38 protein-coding genes and 1 tRNA gene are annotated in these 21,397 nt (G+C 29.7%); 5 read left to right on the top strand and 34 right to left on the bottom strand.

Translation table 4 applies throughout. The features are described 5' to 3' along the window. Positions 1-80: 80 nt before the first annotated feature. Positions 81-878, bottom strand: coding sequence for a hypothetical protein (locus ACFEL5_RS00380; protein ID WP_375315426.1), 798 nt, complete (start codon positions 876-878; stop codon positions 81-83). 68 nt (positions 879-946) lie between these two features. Here ACFEL5_RS00380 and ACFEL5_RS00375 point away from each other — a divergent pair, with 68 nt between their 5' ends. Continuing rightward, entirely contained in the window at positions 947-1,189 is a 243-nt protein-coding gene (locus tag ACFEL5_RS00375; RefSeq protein WP_375315104.1) for a helix-turn-helix domain-containing protein, read from the top strand. 80 nt (positions 1,190-1,269) lie between these two features. After that, positions 1,270-2,214, top strand: coding sequence for an IS30 family transposase (locus ACFEL5_RS00370; RefSeq protein WP_338966716.1), 945 nt, complete (start codon positions 1,270-1,272; stop codon positions 2,212-2,214). A 153-nt stretch (positions 2,215-2,367) separates the two neighbouring features. Here the strand turns inward: ACFEL5_RS00370 and rplQ are convergent, their stop codons facing one another. The 33 genes from rplQ to ACFEL5_RS00205 form a co-directional block, all read right to left on the bottom strand. Next, positions 2,368-2,727: a 50S ribosomal protein L17 gene (rplQ, locus tag ACFEL5_RS00365; protein WP_338968237.1), complete on the bottom strand. Its 360-nt coding sequence runs from the start codon at positions 2,725-2,727 to the stop codon at positions 2,368-2,370. A gap of 17 nt (positions 2,728-2,744) precedes the next feature. Next, on the bottom strand, positions 2,745-3,695 hold the full coding sequence (locus ACFEL5_RS00360; RefSeq protein ID WP_338968239.1) for a DNA-directed RNA polymerase subunit alpha: 951 nt from the start codon (positions 3,693-3,695) through the stop codon (positions 2,745-2,747). Between the two features lie 3 nt (positions 3,696-3,698). Next, the gene (rpsK, locus tag ACFEL5_RS00355; RefSeq protein ID WP_338968241.1) at positions 3,699-4,088 is read right to left on the bottom strand and encodes a 30S ribosomal protein S11; all 390 of its coding nucleotides are present in this window, start codon (positions 4,086-4,088) and stop codon (positions 3,699-3,701) included. 20 nt (positions 4,089-4,108) lie between these two features. Then, the gene (gene rpsM, locus ACFEL5_RS00350) at positions 4,109-4,477 is read right to left on the bottom strand and encodes a 30S ribosomal protein S13 (RefSeq protein WP_375315425.1); all 369 of its coding nucleotides are present in this window, start codon (positions 4,475-4,477) and stop codon (positions 4,109-4,111) included. 16 nt (positions 4,478-4,493) lie between these two features. After that, a complete protein-coding gene (rpmJ, locus tag ACFEL5_RS00345; protein ID WP_215825765.1) occupies positions 4,494-4,607 on the bottom strand; it encodes a 50S ribosomal protein L36 in 114 nt (37 codons plus the stop codon). 26 nt (positions 4,608-4,633) lie between these two features. Further along, the gene (infA, locus tag ACFEL5_RS00340) at positions 4,634-4,867 is read right to left on the bottom strand and encodes a translation initiation factor IF-1 (protein WP_342277969.1); all 234 of its coding nucleotides are present in this window, start codon (positions 4,865-4,867) and stop codon (positions 4,634-4,636) included. After that, entirely contained in the window at positions 4,868-5,638 is a 771-nt protein-coding gene (gene map / locus ACFEL5_RS00335) for a type I methionyl aminopeptidase (protein ID WP_342277968.1), read from the bottom strand. 5 nt (positions 5,639-5,643) lie between these two features. Then, positions 5,644-6,285 carry an adenylate kinase gene (locus tag ACFEL5_RS00330; RefSeq protein ID WP_342189623.1) on the bottom strand — a complete coding sequence of 214 codons (642 nt, stop codon included), beginning with the start codon at positions 6,283-6,285 and terminating at the stop codon, positions 5,644-5,646. 18 nt (positions 6,286-6,303) lie between these two features. Beyond that, positions 6,304-7,680 carry a preprotein translocase subunit SecY gene (gene secY / locus ACFEL5_RS00325; RefSeq protein WP_375315739.1) on the bottom strand — a complete coding sequence of 459 codons (1,377 nt, stop codon included), beginning with the start codon at positions 7,678-7,680 and terminating at the stop codon, positions 6,304-6,306. After that, positions 7,680-8,117, bottom strand: coding sequence for a 50S ribosomal protein L15 (rplO, locus tag ACFEL5_RS00320; RefSeq protein WP_338968254.1), 438 nt, complete (start codon positions 8,115-8,117; stop codon positions 7,680-7,682). Before rplO ends, secY begins: the two co-directional genes overlap by 1 nt. A 2-nt stretch (positions 8,118-8,119) precedes the next feature. After that, positions 8,120-8,749: a 30S ribosomal protein S5 gene (gene rpsE / locus ACFEL5_RS00315; RefSeq protein ID WP_375315424.1), complete on the bottom strand. Its 630-nt coding sequence runs from the start codon at positions 8,747-8,749 to the stop codon at positions 8,120-8,122. Positions 8,750-8,767: 18 nt separating this feature from the next. After that, positions 8,768-9,124 carry a 50S ribosomal protein L18 gene (gene rplR, locus ACFEL5_RS00310; RefSeq protein WP_342189626.1) on the bottom strand — a complete coding sequence of 119 codons (357 nt, stop codon included), beginning with the start codon at positions 9,122-9,124 and terminating at the stop codon, positions 8,768-8,770. 34 nt (positions 9,125-9,158) lie between these two features. Next, positions 9,159-9,701 (bottom strand): 50S ribosomal protein L6, encoded by a 543-nt coding sequence (gene rplF, locus ACFEL5_RS00305; RefSeq protein ID WP_338968259.1) that lies wholly within the window; start codon positions 9,699-9,701, stop codon positions 9,159-9,161. An 11-nt stretch (positions 9,702-9,712) separates the two neighbouring features. Beyond that, entirely contained in the window at positions 9,713-10,114 is a 402-nt protein-coding gene (rpsH, locus tag ACFEL5_RS00300) for a 30S ribosomal protein S8 (protein ID WP_342189627.1), read from the bottom strand. 17 nt (positions 10,115-10,131) lie between these two features. Next, a complete protein-coding gene (locus ACFEL5_RS00295; RefSeq protein WP_338968263.1) occupies positions 10,132-10,317 on the bottom strand; it encodes a type Z 30S ribosomal protein S14 in 186 nt (61 codons plus the stop codon). Positions 10,318-10,333: 16 nt separating this feature from the next. Then, positions 10,334-10,873: a 50S ribosomal protein L5 gene (gene rplE, locus ACFEL5_RS00290; RefSeq protein WP_375315738.1), complete on the bottom strand. Its 540-nt coding sequence runs from the start codon at positions 10,871-10,873 to the stop codon at positions 10,334-10,336. 19 nt (positions 10,874-10,892) lie between these two features. Continuing rightward, a complete protein-coding gene (gene rplX / locus ACFEL5_RS00285; protein WP_338968264.1) occupies positions 10,893-11,204 on the bottom strand; it encodes a 50S ribosomal protein L24 in 312 nt (103 codons plus the stop codon). A gap of 1 nt (position 11,205) precedes the next feature. Then, entirely contained in the window at positions 11,206-11,574 is a 369-nt protein-coding gene (gene rplN / locus ACFEL5_RS00280; protein ID WP_338968266.1) for a 50S ribosomal protein L14, read from the bottom strand. A 17-nt stretch (positions 11,575-11,591) separates the two neighbouring features. Continuing rightward, the gene (gene rpsQ / locus ACFEL5_RS00275) at positions 11,592-11,855 is read right to left on the bottom strand and encodes a 30S ribosomal protein S17 (protein WP_338968268.1); all 264 of its coding nucleotides are present in this window, start codon (positions 11,853-11,855) and stop codon (positions 11,592-11,594) included. Beyond that, a complete protein-coding gene (gene rpmC / locus ACFEL5_RS00270) occupies positions 11,839-12,405 on the bottom strand; it encodes a 50S ribosomal protein L29 (RefSeq protein ID WP_375315423.1) in 567 nt (188 codons plus the stop codon). The genes rpsQ and rpmC overlap by 17 nt, the downstream gene beginning before the upstream one ends. Continuing rightward, entirely contained in the window at positions 12,405-12,887 is a 483-nt protein-coding gene (gene rplP / locus ACFEL5_RS00265; RefSeq protein WP_375315422.1) for a 50S ribosomal protein L16, read from the bottom strand. The genes rpmC and rplP overlap by 1 nt, the downstream gene beginning before the upstream one ends. Before the next feature lie 2 nt (positions 12,888-12,889). Continuing rightward, a complete protein-coding gene (rpsC, locus tag ACFEL5_RS00260) occupies positions 12,890-13,567 on the bottom strand; it encodes a 30S ribosomal protein S3 (protein ID WP_342189631.1) in 678 nt (225 codons plus the stop codon). Continuing rightward, positions 13,567-13,914: a 50S ribosomal protein L22 gene (gene rplV / locus ACFEL5_RS00255; protein WP_338968274.1), complete on the bottom strand. Its 348-nt coding sequence runs from the start codon at positions 13,912-13,914 to the stop codon at positions 13,567-13,569. Before rplV ends, rpsC begins: the two co-directional genes overlap by 1 nt. A 15-nt stretch (positions 13,915-13,929) precedes the next feature. Beyond that, complete coding sequence (gene rpsS / locus ACFEL5_RS00250; RefSeq protein WP_215825748.1) at positions 13,930-14,202, bottom strand: 30S ribosomal protein S19; 273 nt, start codon at positions 14,200-14,202, stop codon at positions 13,930-13,932. 30 nt (positions 14,203-14,232) lie between these two features. Next, positions 14,233-15,069 carry a 50S ribosomal protein L2 gene (gene rplB / locus ACFEL5_RS00245; protein WP_342189632.1) on the bottom strand — a complete coding sequence of 279 codons (837 nt, stop codon included), beginning with the start codon at positions 15,067-15,069 and terminating at the stop codon, positions 14,233-14,235. An 18-nt stretch (positions 15,070-15,087) separates the two neighbouring features. Next, positions 15,088-15,375 carry a 50S ribosomal protein L23 gene (rplW, locus tag ACFEL5_RS00240; protein ID WP_215825746.1) on the bottom strand — a complete coding sequence of 96 codons (288 nt, stop codon included), beginning with the start codon at positions 15,373-15,375 and terminating at the stop codon, positions 15,088-15,090. Continuing rightward, positions 15,375-16,001: a 50S ribosomal protein L4 gene (gene rplD, locus ACFEL5_RS00235; RefSeq protein WP_338968281.1), complete on the bottom strand. Its 627-nt coding sequence runs from the start codon at positions 15,999-16,001 to the stop codon at positions 15,375-15,377. Before rplD ends, rplW begins: the two co-directional genes overlap by 1 nt. A gap of 19 nt (positions 16,002-16,020) precedes the next feature. Further along, the gene (rplC, locus tag ACFEL5_RS00230) at positions 16,021-16,728 is read right to left on the bottom strand and encodes a 50S ribosomal protein L3 (protein WP_375315421.1); all 708 of its coding nucleotides are present in this window, start codon (positions 16,726-16,728) and stop codon (positions 16,021-16,023) included. Between the two features lie 77 nt (positions 16,729-16,805). Next, the gene (rpsJ, locus tag ACFEL5_RS00225; RefSeq protein ID WP_215825743.1) at positions 16,806-17,123 is read right to left on the bottom strand and encodes a 30S ribosomal protein S10; all 318 of its coding nucleotides are present in this window, start codon (positions 17,121-17,123) and stop codon (positions 16,806-16,808) included. A gap of 349 nt (positions 17,124-17,472) precedes the next feature. Next, the gene (locus ACFEL5_RS00220) at positions 17,473-17,628 is read right to left on the bottom strand and encodes a hypothetical protein (RefSeq protein ID WP_375315420.1); all 156 of its coding nucleotides are present in this window, start codon (positions 17,626-17,628) and stop codon (positions 17,473-17,475) included. A 43-nt stretch (positions 17,629-17,671) separates the two neighbouring features. Further along, positions 17,672-18,562, bottom strand: coding sequence for an IS30 family transposase (locus tag ACFEL5_RS00215; protein ID WP_375315419.1), 891 nt, complete (start codon positions 18,560-18,562; stop codon positions 17,672-17,674). Between the two features lie 83 nt (positions 18,563-18,645). Then, positions 18,646-18,915 carry a helix-turn-helix domain-containing protein gene (locus ACFEL5_RS00210; protein ID WP_375315418.1) on the bottom strand — a complete coding sequence of 90 codons (270 nt, stop codon included), beginning with the start codon at positions 18,913-18,915 and terminating at the stop codon, positions 18,646-18,648. Between the two features lie 268 nt (positions 18,916-19,183). Next, positions 19,184-19,351, bottom strand: a complete 168-nt coding sequence (locus ACFEL5_RS00205; protein ID WP_375315417.1) for a hypothetical protein — start codon at positions 19,349-19,351, stop codon at positions 19,184-19,186. A gap of 273 nt (positions 19,352-19,624) precedes the next feature. Between ACFEL5_RS00205 and ACFEL5_RS00200 the strand changes: the two genes are divergently transcribed. From ACFEL5_RS00200 to ACFEL5_RS00190, 3 genes are all read left to right on the top strand, one after another. Continuing rightward, on the top strand, positions 19,625-20,185 hold the full coding sequence (locus ACFEL5_RS00200; protein ID WP_375315416.1) for a hypothetical protein: 561 nt from the start codon (positions 19,625-19,627) through the stop codon (positions 20,183-20,185). Between the two features lie 275 nt (positions 20,186-20,460). Next, positions 20,461-20,535, top strand: a tRNA-Trp gene (locus ACFEL5_RS00195). A gap of 96 nt (positions 20,536-20,631) precedes the next feature. Next, positions 20,632-21,390 carry an ECF transporter S component gene (locus ACFEL5_RS00190; RefSeq protein ID WP_375315415.1) on the top strand — a complete coding sequence of 253 codons (759 nt, stop codon included), beginning with the start codon at positions 20,632-20,634 and terminating at the stop codon, positions 21,388-21,390. Positions 21,391-21,397: the final 7 nt, after the last annotated feature.

Here is a 21,397-nt window from a genome sequence, read left to right as displayed (position 1 = left end):
TCCTGAACTGCTCGATTTTACTTAATTAATTTCTCTAAACCTATTATGCAATAAAATAACAAAAGAATAAACTATAAATATTATGTACCTTCATGGATTTTAACAATAACATATGCTACGGTTTTTAGTGTTTCATAAATTGTCATAAAAATTAAATATAAAATTCGAACTAAATAAATTCATTTAATTAATTTAGCTTCATTAGCAGTTAACAATGATTGCGCAAACTTATATACGGGTTGCATTGCCCAAATATAAAAATATATCGGAATACTAATTGTTAAAATAAAACAAATACTAGCAACGATACCAATAACAATTATTGCTTGATGTGGATTAGCATTACCAAATAATGCTTGACTATTAAGAATTAATAAAACCAAATTAATAATAAGAAATGATGTTACCACTAATGCTAAATTAACAATTAACGACCATCCAAAACTAAGAAATAATTTTCTTCCTTGTGAAGTAGAATATGCTACTTCCCCAGCTTTAGCTAAAGTATATAAACTACTACGATGATAAGTTCAAGGTAATATTTTAACTATTAAATGATGTGGTTGTTGCTTTTTGTAATGAAAAGGCGTTAATTGAAAAAACTGACTTTTAATTTCATAACTAGTAGTTTTTTGAACTTTTTTCCCAACAAAACCAAACTTCTTTAAATAAGCATCAACAAATTCTTTTCCTGTTAAATTAGCACTGTTAGTATTTCTAATAATTGATGAATATATTCAAGTAGCAAATCAAGTTATTAATAAAATTCCAACTAAAATCCCAAAAACTATTAATAGCATTAATAGTCCTATGGGAATATTACTAGCGATATTTATTTGCTGAATTATACTTGTAAGTGCAAGTAAATAAAATTGCAAAAGATTTCATATAAAAATTTCATGATGCTAAGTTTATTTTAGAAAAAGTAAATTTAAGGAGTTTTTATATGGGATACAAACATCTTGGCATAGATGAAAGAATTTATATTGAGAATCAATTGAAATTTAAAGTAAAAATTAGTGAAATAGCTAAAAATCTTAATCGAAGTATTAGTACTATTAATCGAGAAGTTAATAGAAATAAAGATAATAATCATTATTTTTCATTAATTGCACAAAATAAAGCAGAAAATAGAAAACAATTACATGTTTATTTTCATAAGCTGAATTATACTTGTAAGTGCAAGTAAATAAAATTGCAAAAGATTTCATATAAAAATTTCATGATGCTAAGTTTATTTTAGAAAAAGTAAATTTAAGGAGTTTTTATATGGGATACAAACATCTTGGCATAGATGAAAGAATTTATATTGAGAATCAATTGAAATTTAAAGTAAAAATTAGTGAAATAGCTAAAAATCTTAATCGAAGTATTAGTACTATTAATCGAGAAGTTAATAGAAATAAAGATAATAATCATTATTTTTCATTAATTGCACAAAATAAAGCAGAAAATAGAAAACAATTACATGTTTATTTTCATAAATTTAAAAATAGAGAATTAGTAAAATATGTACAACAAAAATTATTATTAGGCTGATCGCCTGAACAAATTTATGGCAGAATTAAAAATTTTCATCAAGAATGAATTATTAGTTTTAAAACAATTTACAATTGAATTTATTCTGGATTACTTGAAAAGGTTACTAGTAAAAATTTAAGAAGAAAAGGTAAGAAACGAAAATCTCAAGAAAATCGGGGTAAATTTAATGGTAAATCCATTAAAGAACGAAATGTTAATAATCGCATAACTCTTGGCCATTGAGAAGGTGATACTGTAGTATCATCACGAGGTAAAAGTAAATCATGTTTAATAACTTTAGTTGAAAGAACATCAAGATTTACTTTAGCAATATTAGTTGAAAATAGAACTACTAAAGTTATTAACAAAAATATTAGTCATTATTTATCAATTCTTCCAAATAATCTTGTTAAGACTATAACATTTGATAGGGGTAAAGAATTTGCTAATTGACAACAACTTGAAAAAAATTTAAATGTGAAAATTTATTTTGCTGATGCATATTCACCTTGACAAAGAGGTACTAATGAAAATACTAATGGTTTAATTAGAGAAAAATTTCCTAAAAAATTTAATTTTTCAAACACTACTAAAAATGCAGTTCATAAATTTATATTGTCTTTAAACCAAAGACCAAGAAAAATACTAAATTATCTTTCGCCAATCGAATATTTGGTTAGAAAAATAATTTAGTTGCACTTAACTTTACAATTTGGCATTTCCAAAAATAATGTTTTTAATTGCATATTATGCTCCTTTAATAAAATTATGACAATATTTTATCATATATTGCAACAACAAAAAATAACCTCAGTATTTATTGAGGTTATTAATCGGATTTATTATTTAAACTAATTCAATATAAACCATTGGGGCATTATCGCCTTTACGGTCATCAGTTTTTAAAAGTCTCGTATAGCCCCCAGATCTTTCATTATATCGCTTAGCAATATCAGTAAATAATTTTTGTAAAACTGTTTCTGTTTCATTAACATCAATATTTCGTAAAATACTTGATGCTTGTCTTCTAGCATGCAAATCTTGTCTTTTTGCTAAGGTAATTAATTTATCAATTGTTTTTCTTAATTCTTTAGCTCGTTTTTCAGTTACAAGCAATCTTTCATGAACAACTAATTCTGTTGCTAAATTACGCATTAATCCTTGTCTTCAGCTAGTATTTTTACCGCGTTTTTGAATAAATGACATATTCTTTGTTCCTCCTTTTATTCTCGTTTAAAAGTTAGCCCTAATGCTAATAATTTCTCTTTAATTTCATTAAAGGATTTTCTTCCTAAATTTTTCGTTGCTAAAATATCATTTTCTGTTTTATCAGTTAAATCACCAATCGTAACAATTTCTGCTCGTTTTAAACAATTATATGAACGCACCGTTAAGTCTAATTCTTCAATCGGTTTTTCTAATTCATCTGTTTCTTGTTTTTCAGAAATAGAAATAATTTCTAATGATTGTGCTTGTTCACTTAAACTAACAAAATGTTCTAAATGAGCAATTAAAATCTTCGCAGCAATCGCAATTGCTTCTACAGGAGTAACCGAACCATCGGTTGTTAATTCTAAAACTAATTGCTCTAAATCAGCACTTTTTCCCACTTTAGTTGGTTCAACACTATATTTAACATTAACAATTGGTGAATAATTAGAATCCATAGGAATAATCCCAATATTAGTAATTAAGCGTTTATTATCATCAAATGATTTATAACCACGAGAATTTTGAGCATACATTGTCATTTCTAATTTACCACCTTTAGCAACAGTAGCAATTAAATAATCACCATTTAATATTTCAACTCCTAACGGACAAACAATCATTGAAGCTAATACTTCACCAGCTCCAGCATCTACTTTTAGTGAAACACTTTCTTCTTCTTTAAAAACAGTACTATCAATTTTTAAAATAATACCTTTTAAATTTAAAATAATTTGAGCAACATTTTCAACAACCCCTTTAATTGTTGAAAACTCATGACTAGCCCCTTTAATATCAACACCATAAATTGAAGCTCCCGGTGTTGCTGCTAATAAAGTTCTTCGTAAAGCGTTACCAATAGTATTACCAAATCCTCTTTCTAATGGTTCTACTATAAAGCAACCGAAATTTTTACTAGTACTTTCAGTTTGTAATTTAAAATTTGGTCTAACAAATTGTTTCATTTATTAACCTCTTGGCCTTTTAGGGGGACGACATCCATTATGAGGAATTGGTGTTACATCTTTAATACTTGTAATTTCTAAACCAGCTGCTTGTAAGCTTCTAACAGCAGCATCTCTTCCAGGACCAGGTCCTTTACACTGAACTTCAATCGTTCTCATTCCATGTTCCATTGATACCTTAGCAACTTGTTCTGCTACCATTTGTGCAGCATAAGGGGTTGATTTCTTTGTTCCTTTAAAACCAATTGCACCAGCCGCACATCAAGCAATAACATTGCCTAATTCATCAGTCATTGTTACAATTGTATTGTTAAATGTTGAATGAACATGGGAGATTCCTTTTAAAATATTCTTTTTTTGTCTTTTCTTTGCAACTTTTTCTATTTTTGCCATCGTGTTACCTCCACTTCTTACTATTTTTTCTTATTAGCAACTGTTTGTCTGCGATCTCTTTTTGTTCTGGCATTTTGTTTAGTAGATTGACCATGAACTGGTAAACCTTTACGATGACGAATACCACGATAACAACCAATTTCCATTAATCGTTTAATATTTAATTGGGTTTCGCGTCGTAACTCACCTTCTACTTTATAATCTTTAGATATTTCTGTTCTAATATTTGTTAGTTGCTCTTCTGTTAATTGTTTAACACGAATATTTTCATCAATACTACATTGTTTTAAAATCTTTTGAGCATTTGATAAACCAATCCCATAAACATATGTTAAAGCAACAACAACTCTTTTATCATTAGGGATTTCTACTCCTGCAATTCTTGCCATATTTAACCTCCTATTTTTAACCTTGTCTTTGTTTGTGCTTTGGAGTTTTACAAATTACTCGCACACATTTTTTTCTATTAATTATTTGACATTTATCACAAATTTTTTTAACTGATGATCTTACTTTCATTTAATTTTTCTCCTTTTACTATTTTTTTACTTATGACGATAAGTAATCCGCCCACGTTTTAAATCATATGGAGAGAGTTCAATAATTACTTTATCACCTGGTAAAATCCTAATGAAATTCATGCGAATTTTACCAGAAACGTGAGCTAAAATAACCGCATTGTTTTCTAATCTTACCTTAAACTCAGTATTAGGTAAACATTCAATAACAATCCCTTCCACTTCAATAATATTTTTATTTTCTTTTTCTTTGGTGGCCATTTAATTCCCTTCTTCCATTGAGTGTGGATTAGCAGTTAAAACTTCATATCCCTTTGCAGTTACTAGAATTGTATGTTCAAAATGAGCTGAATATGTACCATCAAGGGACACAACTGTTCAATTATCACTTAAAACTCTAGTTTCATCAGTACCAATTTGTACCATTGGTTCAATACAAATTGTCATTCCTGCCACTAGTTTTAAGCCATAGTCATATTTACCATAATTAGGAATATATGGTTCTTCATGTAATTGTTTACCAATCCCATGTCCCGTATAATTTTTTGGTAAATGATACCCTTGTTGCTCAACAAATTGTTGAATTGTTGCCCCAATAGTACCAATTCTAACGCCCGGAGCAATAATTGCTATTGCCTTATTTAAGGCTTCTTCCGTTACAGTAATTAACTTTTGATATTCCGCTTTAATTTGACCAACGCCAACAGTAATGGCCGCATCCGCAAAGTGTCCATCAACAACAGCACCAGCATCAATTGATACTAAATCACCTGTCTTAATAATTTGATTATTAGCAATTCCATGAATTAATTCATTGTTAATAGAAACACAAATATGATTAGGAAAACCATAATAACCTTTAAACGCTGTTTTAGCATTATTTTCTTTTAACACTCTTGCTGCTATTATATCAAGATCGCGTTTTTTTATTCCGGGAATAATTGCCTTTTTAACTTCAGCTAACATTTTAGCAACTACTTTTCCCGCAGCACGCATTGCTTTAATTTCCAACTCATTTTTAACAGTAACCATTTATTTTACACACTATCTAAAATACTTTTAATACCATTAAATACTAATTTACTTGACTGATTAGCATCAACAACATGTAATAAGTTTTCTTCTTGATAATACTCTACTAAAGGTAAAGTCTCATTCAAATAAGTTTGAATTCTAATTTTAGCTTTTTCTTTCGTATCATCATCGCGCTGAATTAATGATGCACCATCATCATCACATTGCATCGCAATTTTAGGTTTATTAACTAATTTGTTATATGTTCGATTACAAGTCGGACAAACTAAGCGATTAGTAATCCGATCAATTAAATGTTCTAAGTCAGCTTCTAAATAAATAACAAAATCAATTTGTTGTTCTTTTTTTTCTAAAATCTCTTGCAACGCATGCGCTTGTTTAAGCGTTCTTGGAAAACCATCAAGAATAAAGTTTTCGCTTAAATTATCAATGGTTTCTCGCACAAGATTAATGACTTGTTCATCAGGTACTAATTTTCCTGCATCTAAATATTCTTTAGTTTTTAATCCCAATGGTGAATTATTTTTTATCGCTTGACGAATAATATCTCCTGTTGATAAATGTATCAAACGGTATGCCTCACATAACTTTTGTGACTGAGTTCCTTTACCACTTCCGGGTGCTCCTAAAAAGATTAAATTCATTTTAAATACCACTCTCTTTTATCATATATTTTTACTTTGATTTTCATCCCTTTTAAATTGAATATACGATTGTTGCGTCAAATGTCCTTGAACTTGACGAATAACTTCAATTGCAACACCAACCATAATAATAACTCCTGTTCCACCAATTGCTAACATTGGCGGTAAATTTGTTAATTTAGAAATTAATGTTGGCAATATGGCAACAAAAGCTAAAAAGATACTACCAACAACACTTAAACGATTTAAAGTTGATTTAATATATTTCTCAGTTTCTTTTCCTGGTTGAATTCCAGGAATAAATGTACCATTCTTTTGAAAATTCTCTGCCATTTGTTCAGGATTAATTTGTACTTGAGAATATAAGAAAGTAAAGAGAATAATTAAAATCGCAAAAATGCTCATTCCTGACCATGAATCTAATGCCAAATAAGTCTCAGTAAAATTAGTAAACCTTGTTCCTTCGGGATTATTAGCTTTAACAATTTGGGCAATTGTTAAAGGTGCTGTTATAATTGCTGAAGCAAAAATCACGGGAATAACACCAGCCGAATTAATTTTTAACGGCAAATACGGTGCTTTTTCACTTTTTAACGCTAATCCACTTCCCGTCTGTTGAATCGGAATTCTTCTTTCTGATTCAGCAAAGAATACAACCATTAAAATTACTAAAAGAAATCCAACCATATAAAGTAAAAACTTTAAAAACCCACTAAAAACAACTATTGCTTCACTTTGACCACCAACTCAAAATTGAAAAGTTTTAGCAATATTAAATGGTAAACTAGAAGCAATTCCAGCAAAAATAACTAAAGAAACACCATTACCAATTCCACGAATTGTAATTTGATCAGCTAGTCAAAGAATTAAGAATGTCCCTCCCAAAAGCAATGTTGGTACCAAAATATAATAAAACACTGCCGATGTAGCAATATTTCCAGCATCTGCTTCTTGCCATTTAAGACTAATAATTTTTTGTTGTGCTAAGGTCATAATTGTCGCAAAACCTTGCATAATGCCAAATGGCAATGTTAATCATTTAGTTAATGAATCTAATTTTCGTTTCCCTTTTTCTCCTGATTTGGCTCAACGAGATAATCCTGGAACTAAATCAGTAGATAATAATTGGACAATAATAGAAGCAGTAATGTATGGCGATAACCCTAAAGCGAAAAGTGAAAATCGATCAATAGAGCCTCCACCTAACATTGCAATCAAATTAAAAAATTCTCTTGAATCCTTATTAGATTCATTAAGGTTTTTATTTATATTAACCCCTGGAACAGTAATTAATGCTCCCAAACGAATAATAAATAAAACCAATAATGTAAAAGCTAATTTTAATAAAATATCTTTATTATTACGATAAAATCTTTTAATGGTTGTTATCACTATTAAATCACCTCGGTTTTACCATTAGCCTTCTCAATAGCATCTTTAGCAACTTTTGAAAACTTATGAGCTTTAATAACTAATGCTTTACTAATTTTACCATTAGCAAGAATTTTTACTAATGATTTTTCACTATTAATTAATTTTTTGCTTTTTAAAACTTGGGGAGTAATTTCAGTTACATCTAATTGTTCTAAAGCACTTAAGTTAACAATTTCATATTTTTTCTTTGTAAAATTGGTAAAACCGATTTTAGGAATTCTACGAAATAAAGGCGTTTGTCCACCTTCAAATCCAGGACGAACACCACCACCACTTCTAGCATTTTGACCTTTATGTCCTTTACCAGAAGTTTTTCCATGTCCTGAAGATGTTCCTCTTCCAAGGCGTTTTTTATCTTTACGAGATTTTTCAGTATATTTAAGTTCATGTAATTTCATAATTATTGTTCCCTTGCTAGTGATTTTTCACTAACTTTTTCTTTAATTTCTCGTAAACTATACACTTGTTCTTTAGTTCGCATTTGTTTTAAACCATCCATTGCTGCTCTAATCATAATAAGTGAGGTATTAGAACCTAATGACTTAACATAAATATCTTGAACACCAGATACTTCAATTAAAGTCCGAACTGGACCACCAGCAATAATTCCCGTACCTTTTCTAGCAGGTTTAATTAATACTCGGCCCCCACCATAATGACCAATAACCTCATGAGGAACAGTAACCCCAACCATTGGAATCATAAAAATATTTTTCTTAGCAGCTTTTGCTGCTTTTTTAATAGCATCGGGTACTTCATTAGCTTTACCAGTAGCAAAACCAACTTTTCCCTTATGGTTACCAACAATAACTACTACTGAGAAACGAAAATGTCGCCCCCCTTTAGTTACTTTAGTTACCCTTCTTATTTTAACGACCTTTTCTTCAAACTCTTCAACCGGTTTTTGAAAATTAGCGTTTGGTTTTTTAGTTCATCGTTTTTTATTTCGTTCACCATCACTACCTCGATTAGCAAAATTAGGCTTAGTTGGTGATGTCGTTAAATTTTGTTGATCTTTTTTTTCTTGCATTAACATACTTCTCCTCTACTAAAATTTCAATCCATGTTCTCTTGCAGCCTCCGCAAACGCAGCAATTTTTCCGTGATACAAGTACCCCCCACGATCAAAGACCACAGTGGTAATATTGTTTTCTAAAGCTTTCTTTGCTAACATTTCTCCCAGAAGAGTAGCACTAGCTTTATTTAAATTGCTCTTACCTGTACCTGCCATTTGCAAAGTTGAGTAAGAAACTAGTGTCCGGTGCTGACTATCATCAATAATTTGTGCATAAAGATTCTTATTAGAACGAAATACATTAAGTCGGGGTCTTAATTCAGAACCAGTTATTTTTTTACGAATGCGAAAATGTCTAATTTTTCTTGCTTCATAGCGATTTGATTTCATTTTTAACTCCTTTGAAAGTAATCTAGACTATTGTCTATTTACCTGCTGATTTCCCTTCCTTACGAATAATGTATTCATTATCATATTGAATTCCTTTACCTTTGTACGGCTCTATTCGTCGAAAAGCACAAATATTGGCTGCTACTTGTCCAACTAATTCTTTACTAATTCCTGAAACAATAAGTTCTGTTGGTTTAGGGCAAACAACTGTTACTCCTTCAGGGATAGTATATTGAATCGGATGTGAAAACCCTAAACTTAAATTTAGTTTATCACCCTGAATATTAGCACGATATCCCACCCCATTAATTAATAATCTTTTACTAAAACCAGTAGTAACACCTGTTAACATTCCTTCTAACAATGAATTAGTAGTTCCATGTAATTGCTTAGTATGTTTTTGTTCATTCGGTCTGATAGTTTTAATCGTTTGGTTTTCAACGATAATAGTAATTTTTTGTGGTAATTGTTTATTGAGTGTTCCTTTAGGTCCTTTAATAGTTATGATATTATTTTTTGCAACATTTATTTCAACGCCATCTTGTACAGATAGAATGCGATTACCAATTCTTGACATAATTTATCACCCTATCAAACAAAGGCAAGAACTTCGCCACCTAAACGATTTTCTCTTGCTTTTGCATCAGTCATAACTCCAAGTGATGTCGAAATAATTGCAATTCCTAAACCATTTAAAACCTTTGGAATCTCACTATTTTTAACATATACTCTAAGACCTGGCTTAGATATTCTCTTTAAACCTCAAATTACCCTTTGACTTGCTTTATATTTTAATAAAATATCAATTTTACTATGAGTTCCATCTTTGGATTTCTCATTAATTTTAAAATCGGTAATATACCCTTCTTCTTTCAGAATTTGAGCAATTTGCAATTTTATATTAGAATTCGGAATGCTTACCTTTTTAAATTGTCGCTGGTTAGCATTGCGAATTCTTGTTAGCATATCGCTAATTGGATCTGTCATCATATTTTACTAACTACCTCCTATCATGAAGCTTTCTTAAGCCCAGGGATTTGCCCTTTATTGCCAAATTCACGAATACATATACGACATAATTGAAACTTTTTTAATACTGACTTTGGTCGGCCACAATTTTGACAACGAGTGTATGCGCGAACTGCAAACTTAGGAGTTTTTAATTGTTTTACTTTTAGTGATTTTTTTGCCATCAGTTTCTTTCCTCTCCTATTTCTTAAATGGTGCACCCATTTTTTTTAGTAAAGAAAATGATTCATTTTGATTATTACTAGACATTACAATAGTAATACTCATTCCTCTTGTTTTTACAACTTTGTCGTAATCAATTTCAGGAAAAATCAATTGTTCTTTAATTCCTAATGTGTAGTTACCCTGTTTATCAAAACCAGCTTTATTTAAACCACGAAAATCACGAACCCGAGGTAAATTAATATTAAATAATTTATAAAGAAAGTCATACATTTTAGTACCCCGTAAAGTTACTTTACACCCAATTGGCATTCCTTCTCGTAACTTAAAACCAGCAATTGATTTTTTTGCTCTAGTTATTACTGGTTTTTGTCCGGTAATTAAGTACAATTCTTGCATTACTATTTCAATATTTTTACTGTTACTAACAGCATCACCAATACCAACATTAACAACTACTTTGATAATTTTAGAAACTTGCATTGTAGAAGTAAAATTATATTCTTGCATCATTTCCTGAATAATTCCATCTTGATATTGTTTTTGTAAATAATTCATCAAATTTTAACTCCTTCAATTAAATTCTTGTCTTGGTTTTACGAGCAATCCGATATTTTTTACCATCTTTAATCTCATAACCAATTTTAGTTGTTTTAGTTTTATCTTTACTATCTAGTAAAGCAACATTGGAAAGATGAATGCTTGCAGGAATTTCTTTAATTCCCCCTTCATCATTTTGGGTTGGTTTTTGGTTTTTTTTAATTGTAATGCCTTCAATTTCCACACGAAGTTTTTTCTTTAAAATATTAGTAACTGGTCCTTTAAAACCACGGTGTTTACCAGCAATAACTAATACTTGGTCACCTTTTTTAATTTTTATTTTTATCATCTTATATCACCTCAGTTGCTAAAGAAGCAATTTTATTAAATCCTGCTTCTTTTACTTCTCTAGCAATCGGACCAAAAATTCTTGTTCCTCTTGGCATTTTATCATCTCTAATAAGAACAGCTGCATTTTCCGAAAACTTAATATATGTACCATCACTTCTGCGAACAGCTTTTTTAGTACGAACAATAACAGCTTTAACAACTTGTCCCTTTTTAACAGTTCCCCCCGGTGTTGCTTGTTTAACTGAACAAACAATAACATCACCAACACTTGTAAATTTACGAACCGAACCACCTAAGTTCCGAATTACTAAAATTACTTTTGCTCCTGTATTATCAGCGACCCTTAATTGAGACTCAGTTTGAATCATAATCTATACTTCCTTTTCTATAAAATAATTGCTTTTTCAACAATTTTTACTAAACGAAAGCGTTTAGTTGCTGATAATGGTCTTGTTTCCATAATTAAAACACGATCACCCTCTTGGGAAGAATTGTCTTGATCATGAGCTTTAAACTTTTTTGAATATTTAACGCGTTTTTTATATATCGGATCATTTTTATATGTTTCTACTAAAACAGTAATTGTCTTCTCCATTTTACTAGAAACAACAATACCCGTATAAACTTTACGGTTATTTCTTTCCATCATTATCGTCTCGCTTTTCATCAGTTTTTGTATTAGGGGTTATTGTTGCTGCTTTAGATTTAGTAACTTTTGCTGTTTTAACACTAGATTCTTTACTATCTTTACTTGTTATCGGCTTAGAAGCTTTCTTTTCTTCCATAACTGGTGCTCCACCATCTTTAACTTTTTTAATTTCCTTTGCCACTAATTTTTGATTTTCCAGTTCAATTTGTTCAGTAACAACATCATCTTGCTTTTCAACAACTAATTTCTTTTCTTTAAGTTTTGCTTTCTCTTCAACAACTTTAGTTTTTTGATCAATTTCTTTTTGTAATGTTTCAGAAATAATAACTTTTTGTTGATTCAATGGTTTAACAACTTCACCAGCATCTTTTCTCATTTGTAAATGCGTTAATATTCTAGCAACTTCTCTTCGTAATTCTTTAATCCGATGAGGCTTTTCTAATTGTCCAGTTGCTGATTGAAATCTTAAGGCAAACAATTCTGCTTTTAATTCTTCAGCACGATGTTGTAAATCATTAATGCTTTTATCTTTAAATATCTTCTTTGCCATTATTCTTCACCTCGTTTAACGATTTTACATCTGATTGGCAATTTATGCATTGCCAGTCTTAATGCCTCTCTTGCTACTTCTTCAGTAACACCAGCAACTTCAAACATAATTCGTCCTTTTTTAACAACAGCAACAAACTCTTCAGGAGACCCTTTTCCAGAACCCATTCGCACTTCAAGTGGCTTTTTAGTTTTCGCCATCTGCGGAAAAATATTAATTCAAACTTTTCCGTCTCGTTTCATATATCTTGTCGCTGCAATTCTTGCTGCTTCAATTTGTTTTGAAGTAATTCAAAGACCTTGTAATTCAGGTTTTTTTTGTACTTGATCAGTATTGACAACAATACTTCTTTTAGGCATAACTAATTTGCCAACTGCTTGTAATCCATATTCACCAAACGAAACCTTAGTTCCTCTTGTTGCTTTGCCTTCATAAGAAACACGATGCGGACGGCGATATTTAGTTCGTTTTGGCATTAACATAATTACTTCGCCTCCTTAACAGAATTTTTCTTTTCTGGTAAAATTTCACCCTTATAAATTCAAACCTTAATTCCAATCAAACCATAAGTTGTTAACGCTGATGCTTTAGCATAATCAATATCACTTCGCAAAGTTGCCAAGGGAACACTTCCTTCAGCATAACCCTCACTACGAGCCATATCAACACCGCCAAGTCTTCCCGACACTAAAGTTTTAATTCCCTTCGCTCCAGCTTTCATTGCTTTACGGATTGCTAATTTTTGTATCGTTCTAAACGATGCCCGATTAACAATTTGTTGCGCCATATTTTCAGCAACAAGTTGGGCATTCAAATCAGGAACTTTGATATCAACAACATTAATCTTAATGTCTAATTTACTATTAGTTGTCAAACCAATTGCGCGCCGAATAGCTTTAATAATATTTTCAATATTTGAACCTTCTTGTCCTAAGACAACACCCGGACGCGAAGAATGAATGAACAGCGTAATATTTTCTTTCGTGCGTTCAATTTCAACTTTAGCAATTGCTGCATTTTTCCATTTTTTCAAAATTACTTTACGAATTTTAATATCAGAATGTAATCAATTAGCAAAATTTTTATCTTTAGCATATCATCTTGAGTCTCAGTCTTTATTAATACCAAGTCGTAATCCATGTGGACTTGCCTTTTGCCCCATTATTGATTACCTCCCTTTTTGTCTGTTACGACAATTGTAATGTGACTAGTTCTTTTTAATATTTTATAAGCTTGTCCATGATCTGATGGTCGAAACCGTTTTAAAGTTGCACCCTCACTCACTAAAACCTCTTTAATTAATAACGCATCCCCATCCATCGCATAATTATTTACCGCATTAGCAATAGCCGATTTTAGAAGTTTAAGTACTGGCTCACTAGCTTTTTTATTAGTATTCATTAAAATCGCTAAAGCATCAGTAACTGGTTTTCTTCTTATTAATTCAGCAATTAATTGCACCTTTCTGGGGGCAATTCTAATTGTTCTTAAAATAGCTTTTGCTTCCATATTTTAAACTCCTTACTATTTCTTCTTCTTATCATTTCCGTGCCCACCAAACGATCTTGTTGGTGCAAATTCACCAAATTTATGACCAACCATATCTTCAGTTACAAAAACCGGAACATGCTTTCTACCATCATGAACAGCAACTGTATGATTAATGAAGGCAGGAGAAATAGTAGAGCGACGCGATCAAGTTTTCATTACTTCTCTTTTATTATTACTATTCAACAACTCAACTTTTTTCAATAAATGTGACGCAATATATGGTCCTTTTTTTAATGATCTTCCCATCCTTAACGATTTCCTTTCATAAGCATTACCCTATTTTTTCTTTCTTCTAATAATTAATTTTGTTGAAGCCTTACGAGGATTACGAGTTTTCATCCCCAATGTCTTCTTACCTCAAGGTGTTACAGGAGCTACTCTTCCAATCGGCGCTTTTCCTTCACCACCACCATGTGGATGATCATTAGGATTCATAACTGAACCTCTAACCGTCGGACGAATTCCTCTTCAACGATTTCTTCCAGCTTTTCCTCAATTAACTAAGTTCCGATCTTCATTACCAACTTCACCAATTGTTGCTCGACAAGATGCTAATATCTTGCGAACCTCACCAGAATTTAAACGAATCGTAACATAACGACCACTTTCATCTTTTCCTAATAATTGAGCACTAGTTCCCGCGCTTCTAGCTAATTGACCACCTTTTAAAGGTCGCAATTCAATATTATGAACTACTGTCCCCTCAGGCATTTTTCCCATTGGCATATTATTACCAACTTTAATATCCACCAGCGGACCACTAACAATTTCCATTCCCACTTCAAGAGTTTTAGGTGCTAAAATATATCTTTTTTCACCATCAAGATAATTAACTAATGAAATAAACGCATTACGATTAGGATCATACTCAATACTTGCTACTTTACCAATAATATTGTCTTTATCGCGTTTAAAATCAATAATACGATATTTTCTTTTATGACCGCCACCTTTATGACGCGTAGTAATAATTCCCCGATTATTCCGACCAGATTTCCTATTTAATGTAGTTAATAACGATTTCTCTGGTTTATCAGTTGTTAAAACTGAATAATCAAGAGTTGTCATATTACGACGACCATTAGTAACTGGTTTATATTTCTTTATTGCCATAACTCTTACTCCTTAATATTATTCGTTATTAAATAACTCTAATTTTTCACCTGGTTTTAAAGTAAAAATCGCTCTTTTACTAGCATTAGTTAATCCTTCAAACCGTCCCATTTTTTTAGCTTTCGGTTTCTTTTTAATAATATTTACCTTAAGAACTTTTACTTCAAAAATAGTTTCAAATGCTTTTTTAATTTGTGTCTTATTAGCCTTATAATTAACTTCAAAAGTATATTTACCATCAACATTAATTTTTAAATATGACTTTTCTGTTAAGACTGGCTTTTTAATTACTTCGGTAATATGCATTATGCCAATACCCCCTCAATGTTTACTAACGCCTCTAAAGTTATTAATAACTTATTAGCGTGCAATAAATCATAAATATTTAAACTACTAGCAGCAATGACATTAAATTTTGCAATATTACTTGCTGATTTAACAATCATTTCATCAGCTACTTTAGTAATTAATAATGTTTTATTATCCACTAACTTTAAATTTTGACAAATTTGTAAAACTGCCTTTGTTGAATATTTTTCTAAACTAATAGTATCAACAATAATAAGTTCATTATTTTGTGCTTTTAAAGATAACGCCGATTTTAATGCTAACTTTCTTACTTTCCGATTAACATGCAATTTATAATTTTTCTCAACTGTCGGACCAAATACAATTCCCCCACCTTTTCATTGTGGCGAACGAATTGAACCTTGTCTGGCTCGGCCTGTTCCCTTTTGCTTTCATGGTTTTTTACCACCACCACTAACTTCACCACGAGTTTTAGTTTGATGTGTTCCCTGTCTTCAAGACGCTTGTTGAGCAATTGTCGCATCAAACATTGCTTGTTGATGAGGCGTAATATTTCAAACTTTCTCATTTAAACTAACATCTTTAACAACATTACCATTAATATCTAATACTTGTAACTTCATCATTTTTTCTCCTTAATAATTATGCTGCTGGGGCAACGCTACTAACATCTACTGTAGTAGTTTCAACAGGTGGTTGATTGTTAACTAAATTTGGTGGTGTTTTTGTTTTTAAGCCCTTAATCGCTTCAGTAATAACAACAAACTGTTTTTTAGGTCCTGGAATTGAACCTTTAACTAATAGCGCATTCTTAGCAACATCAATATGAATTACTTGCAAATTTTGCATTGTAACTTGTTGATGTCCCATTCTTCCTGGCATCTTTTTTCCTTTAAAAATTCGGTTCGGAGCAATCGCACCCATTGAACCAATTTCACGATGAAATCCAGAACCATGAGCCATCGGCCCTCTTGAATAATTATGGCGTTTAATAACTCCTGCAAAGCCTTTACCCTTGCTAATGGCTCGCACATCCACTAATTCACCAGGAGTGAAAATATCACAATTAATAATATCTCCCATATTAAACCCTGACATTTCACGAATCTCTTTACTAAACCTTTTCGGAGTTGTCTGAGCTCTTTTAAAATGTCCTGTCAATGGTTTATTAACTAAATTAGCTCTTTTATCTTCTACCGCTAATTGCAACGAAGTATAACCATTTTTTTCTGCTGTTTTAACATCAGTAACAACATTAGGTTGCACTTCAATAACTGTTACGGGAATTATCTTTCCTTCAACAGTAAAGACCTGACTGATAGCAATTTTTCTACCTAAAATTCCTTTCATAAGAATTTTACCGTCCTTTCCAACTTATCATTATTGTGTATATCATTGCCTTTTAAAATATATTTCTAAAAGGTTGACTAGGTAATTGCATTTAATTTAATCTCAATATCCACACCACTCGGTAGTTGTAATCTTGATAAACTATTTACAGTTTTTGGCGTTGGATTAATAATATCAACGATTCTATTATGAGTTCGAATTTCAAACTGTTCACGAGCATCTTTATGTTTATGAACAGATCGTAAAACAGTATAAATTTCTCTTTTGGTTGGCAAAGGAATCGGTCCCTTAACTTTTGCTCCCGTCAATTGCGCTGCTTGAACAATTTTAAAAATTGACTGGTCAACAGTTTTGCTATCATAACCACATAAACGAATTCTAATTTTTTGAGCCATAACACGGTCTCCTTCCTGAATTAAAAATTACTTTTGCTACAACGCTTCTTGGCGTATCAATAATGGTACATATAATATACACAGTTAAATATTATACACTATTCCTTAGCAATTACAAATATATTTAACACGCGGGGTCGCGTTTAGTTTTCTTAGGTATTTTTTAAAAAAGAAAAAATAGTCATTTACTATAAATTAGTTCAATATGCAAATTAAGTATATATTTCTTATGTATGATTTTTGTTGTAAAAAATTATTTTAATGTTGTTTTTATAAGCATTTTACTTAGTTTTTATAACCTTTTATTAAGAATATGTTTGTTAATGCCAAATTGTAAAGTTAAGTGCAACTAAATTATTTTTCTAACCAAATATTCGATTGGCGAAAGATAATTTAGTATTTTTCTTGGTCTTTGGTTTAAAGACAATAGACTTGGTACATAACTATAACATTTTATGCCGACTAAACTATAAAATTCATTTTTATCTTTGTATTTATCTAACATTTGTATTTCATCTAAAAAATAATTATCAAAATAGTAGATAAAATTAAAGGTTATGTACCAAGTCTAATATAAATTTATGAACTGCATTTTTAGTAGTATTTGAAAAATTAAATTTTTTAGGAAATTTTTCTCTAATTAAACCATTAGTATTTTCATTAGTGCCTCTTTGTCAGGGTGAATATGCATTAGCAAAATAAATTTTCACATTTAAATTTTTTTCAAGTTGTTGTCAATTAGCAAATTCTTTGCCCCTATCAAATGTTATAGTCTTAACAAGATTATTTGGAAGAATTGATAAATAATGGCTAATATTTTCGTTAATAACTTTAGTAGTTCTATTTTCAACTAATATTGCTAAAGTAAATCTTGACGTTCTTTCAACTAAAGTTATTAAACATGATTTACTTTTACCCCGTGATGATACTACAGTATCACCTTCTCAATGGCCAAGAGTTACGCGATTATTAACATTTCGTTCTTTAATGGATTTACCATTAAATTTACCCCGATTTTCTTGAGATTTTCGTTTCTTACCTTTTCTTCTTAAATTTTTATTAGTAACTTTTTCAAGTAATCCAGAATAAATTCAATTGTAAATTGTTTTAAAACTAATAATTCATTCTTGATGAAAATTTTTAATTCTGCCATAAATTTGTTCAGGCGATCAACCTAATAATAATTTTTGTTGTACATATTTTACTAATTCTCTATTTTTAAATTTATGAAAATAAACATGTAATTGTTTTCTATTTTCTGCTTTATTTTGTGCAATTAATGAAAAATAATGATTATTATCTTTATTTCTATTAACTTCTCGATTAATAGTACTAATACTTCGATTAAGATTTTTAGCTATTTCACTAATTTTTACTTTAAATTTCAATTGATTCTCAATATAAATTCTTTCATCTATGCCAAGATGTTTGTATCCCATATAAAAACTCCTTAAATTTACTTTTTCTAAAATAAACTTAGCATCATGAAATTTTTTATGCCAAATTGTAAAGTTAAGTGCAACTAAATTATTTTTCTAACCAAATATTCGATTGGCGAAAGATAATTTAGTATTTTTCTTGGTCTTTGGTTTAAAGACAATATAAATTTATGAACTGCATTTTTAGTAGTGTTTGAAAAATAATGATTATTATCTTTATTTCTATTAACTTCTCGATTAATAGTACTAATACTTCGATTAAGATTTTTAGCTATTTCACTAATTTTTACTTTAAATTTCAATTGATTCTCAATATAAATTCTTTCATCTATGCCAAGATGTTTGTATCCCATATAAAAACTCCTTAAATTTACTTTTTCTAAAATAAACTTAGCATCATGAAATTTTTATATGAAATCTTTTGCAATTTTATTTACTTGCACTTACAAGTATAATTCAGCATATGAAATCTTTTGCAATTTTATTTACTTGCACTTACAAGTATAATTCAGCTAATATTAAATATTTTGTTTTATTAATTATTTTTCAAGTAAAAAGGTAATAAATTTTTAGTTGCTTTTCTTTCAAAATTATTCAAATCTTTACCCACCTAACAAAACTTTATGCGCCCCACAAACTTCTTTCAGCAGGTAATTTTTTTCATAACGAAGAATTATTTGATTGAAACCAAGAAATTCAAGAAAACTTTATTAGACTTGGTACATAACTATAACATTTTATGCCGACTAAACTATAAAATTCATTTTTATCTTTGTATTTATCTAACATTTGTATTTCATCTAAAAAATAATTATCAAAATAGTAGATAAAATTAAAGGTTATGTACCAAGTCTATTGTAAAATCAAAAATAACCTTAAAGTTTAATGATGATAATGAATTTGTTGATTACCAATTACCTTACATAAAAGTTATTTTTGATAGTAATCGTTATAATCAAATTAAGCAACAAAAATTAGATTATGAAAAAATAATTACTGATCTTAATAAAAAACTTAAAGAAAATTCAGGTAAGTATGAGAAAGTAACTCATATCGGAAAAAATGAATTTATTAACTATTGATATGATGAAAACGAAAAACAAATATATTTATAAAAGTAACAACGAAAAAAGAATCATTGATATCAATATCCCTCAATTAAAAGCACCAAATATCAAAATGGATTCAATTAAAATCAAAGAAGTAAATGTTGGTTATAATACCAATAAAGATTCTATCCATTATGAAAATATTTGAAGTCAAGAAACTAGTCAAGGTATTAAACAACTAAACATCATTAAAAATCATTTTCAACAACAAAAAGCTTTTACAGTAACATGAAATGCTATCCTTAATTATGAAGGTACTGGTTATGTTTGAACTAATGCCTATTCTGGCGATTTAGACTGAGGCAAAGATCAATCGATGGATGAATTCTTTTCTGCTGGGCATGTTAACCATAAAGAATATTTCTATCAAAAAAGCTTTTGATTTAACATTACCTATGAGATAGAAACATTAATTGATGATGAAAATATCAATACACAAATAAAAGATTATGAAAAGTTCATTAATGAAATTAATAAAGAGATTAAAAGTCTTAAAAATATCATTAAATCTTAATATTTAAATAATGTTGTCACATTACGCTAAGAATTATATTCTTAGCGTAATTTTTAATTACTCAATAGACTTGGTACATAACTATAACATTTTATGCCGACTAAACTATAAAATTCATTTTTATCTTTGTATTTATCTAACATTTGTATTTCATCTAAAAAATAATTATCAAAATAGTAGATAAAATTAAAGGTTATGTACCAAGTCTAATAAATAAAATATATAGATTAATTAAAAAATTAATTAAAACTCCTTTATAATTAGAATATAACATTGAGGGTATAGTTCAATGGTAGAACGTTAGTCTCCAAAACTAAATGTTGTGGGTTCAAGTCCTACTACCCTCGCCAATTATTAAATTACACCAATTTTAATTGACAATACATATTATCCAATTTATAATTATTATAAATAATTAGTACTAAAAATTATTATCAATTAATATTATGGAGAAAAATATGCTCAAAGAAAAACATATTATATTTAAAATTACCATTTCATCAATGGCATTAGCACTAGCACTAGCATTATCAATGCTAGAAATTCCTATTCCCTTACCTAACTTACCAGCAGCCAACTTTGAAATTGGTGATACCCTAATTTTATTAGTTATTCCATTAATTGGTCCTTGATTTGCAATGCTAATTGGTGCAATTAAACCTTGATTACATATGATAATTCCCCACCACATTGCTCACGGTAATATTGTTGTTAGTGCCACAATGGGAATGATGTTAAATGCTCTTGTTATTGGACTATATTTTCTATTAAACTGAATATGGAAAAGATTATTTCACAAAGAAAACATTTATACTAAATGCACCAGTATTCTTATTTGTTGTTTAGCAACTGCACTATTTGCTGCTGTAAATGCTCAATTGTGAGCTGCTGATGCTTTAGGTTTTCATACACACACTCATCCAATGACAATAAATCCAATAATAATAATTAATAAGTGTAAGAATTTTTCTCTTCATGACCCAATCAAAGAAATATCCAAGCAACCACTAAAAACACAAATGCTAATTTTTTATGGCATTTATGGGGGTTTCATTTTTGTAAAATATCTCATCACCTTTGGTGTAATGTTAATTCTGGAAAAGCCAATCTTACGATATGCTGAATCAGCTCACTATTCTTATCACCAACGAGAAAAAGAAAAAGCAGAAGAAAAGAAACAAAAGAAAGTAAATGCCAAATTGTAAAGTTAAG

The organism is Spiroplasma endosymbiont of Tipula paludosa (assembly GCF_964264785.1).
GTDB lineage: Bacteria > Bacillota_I > Bacilli_A > Mycoplasmatales > Nriv7 > Nriv7.
Note: the sequence above shows the minus strand (reverse complement) of the source record. Positions and strands in the feature narration are given on the sequence as shown.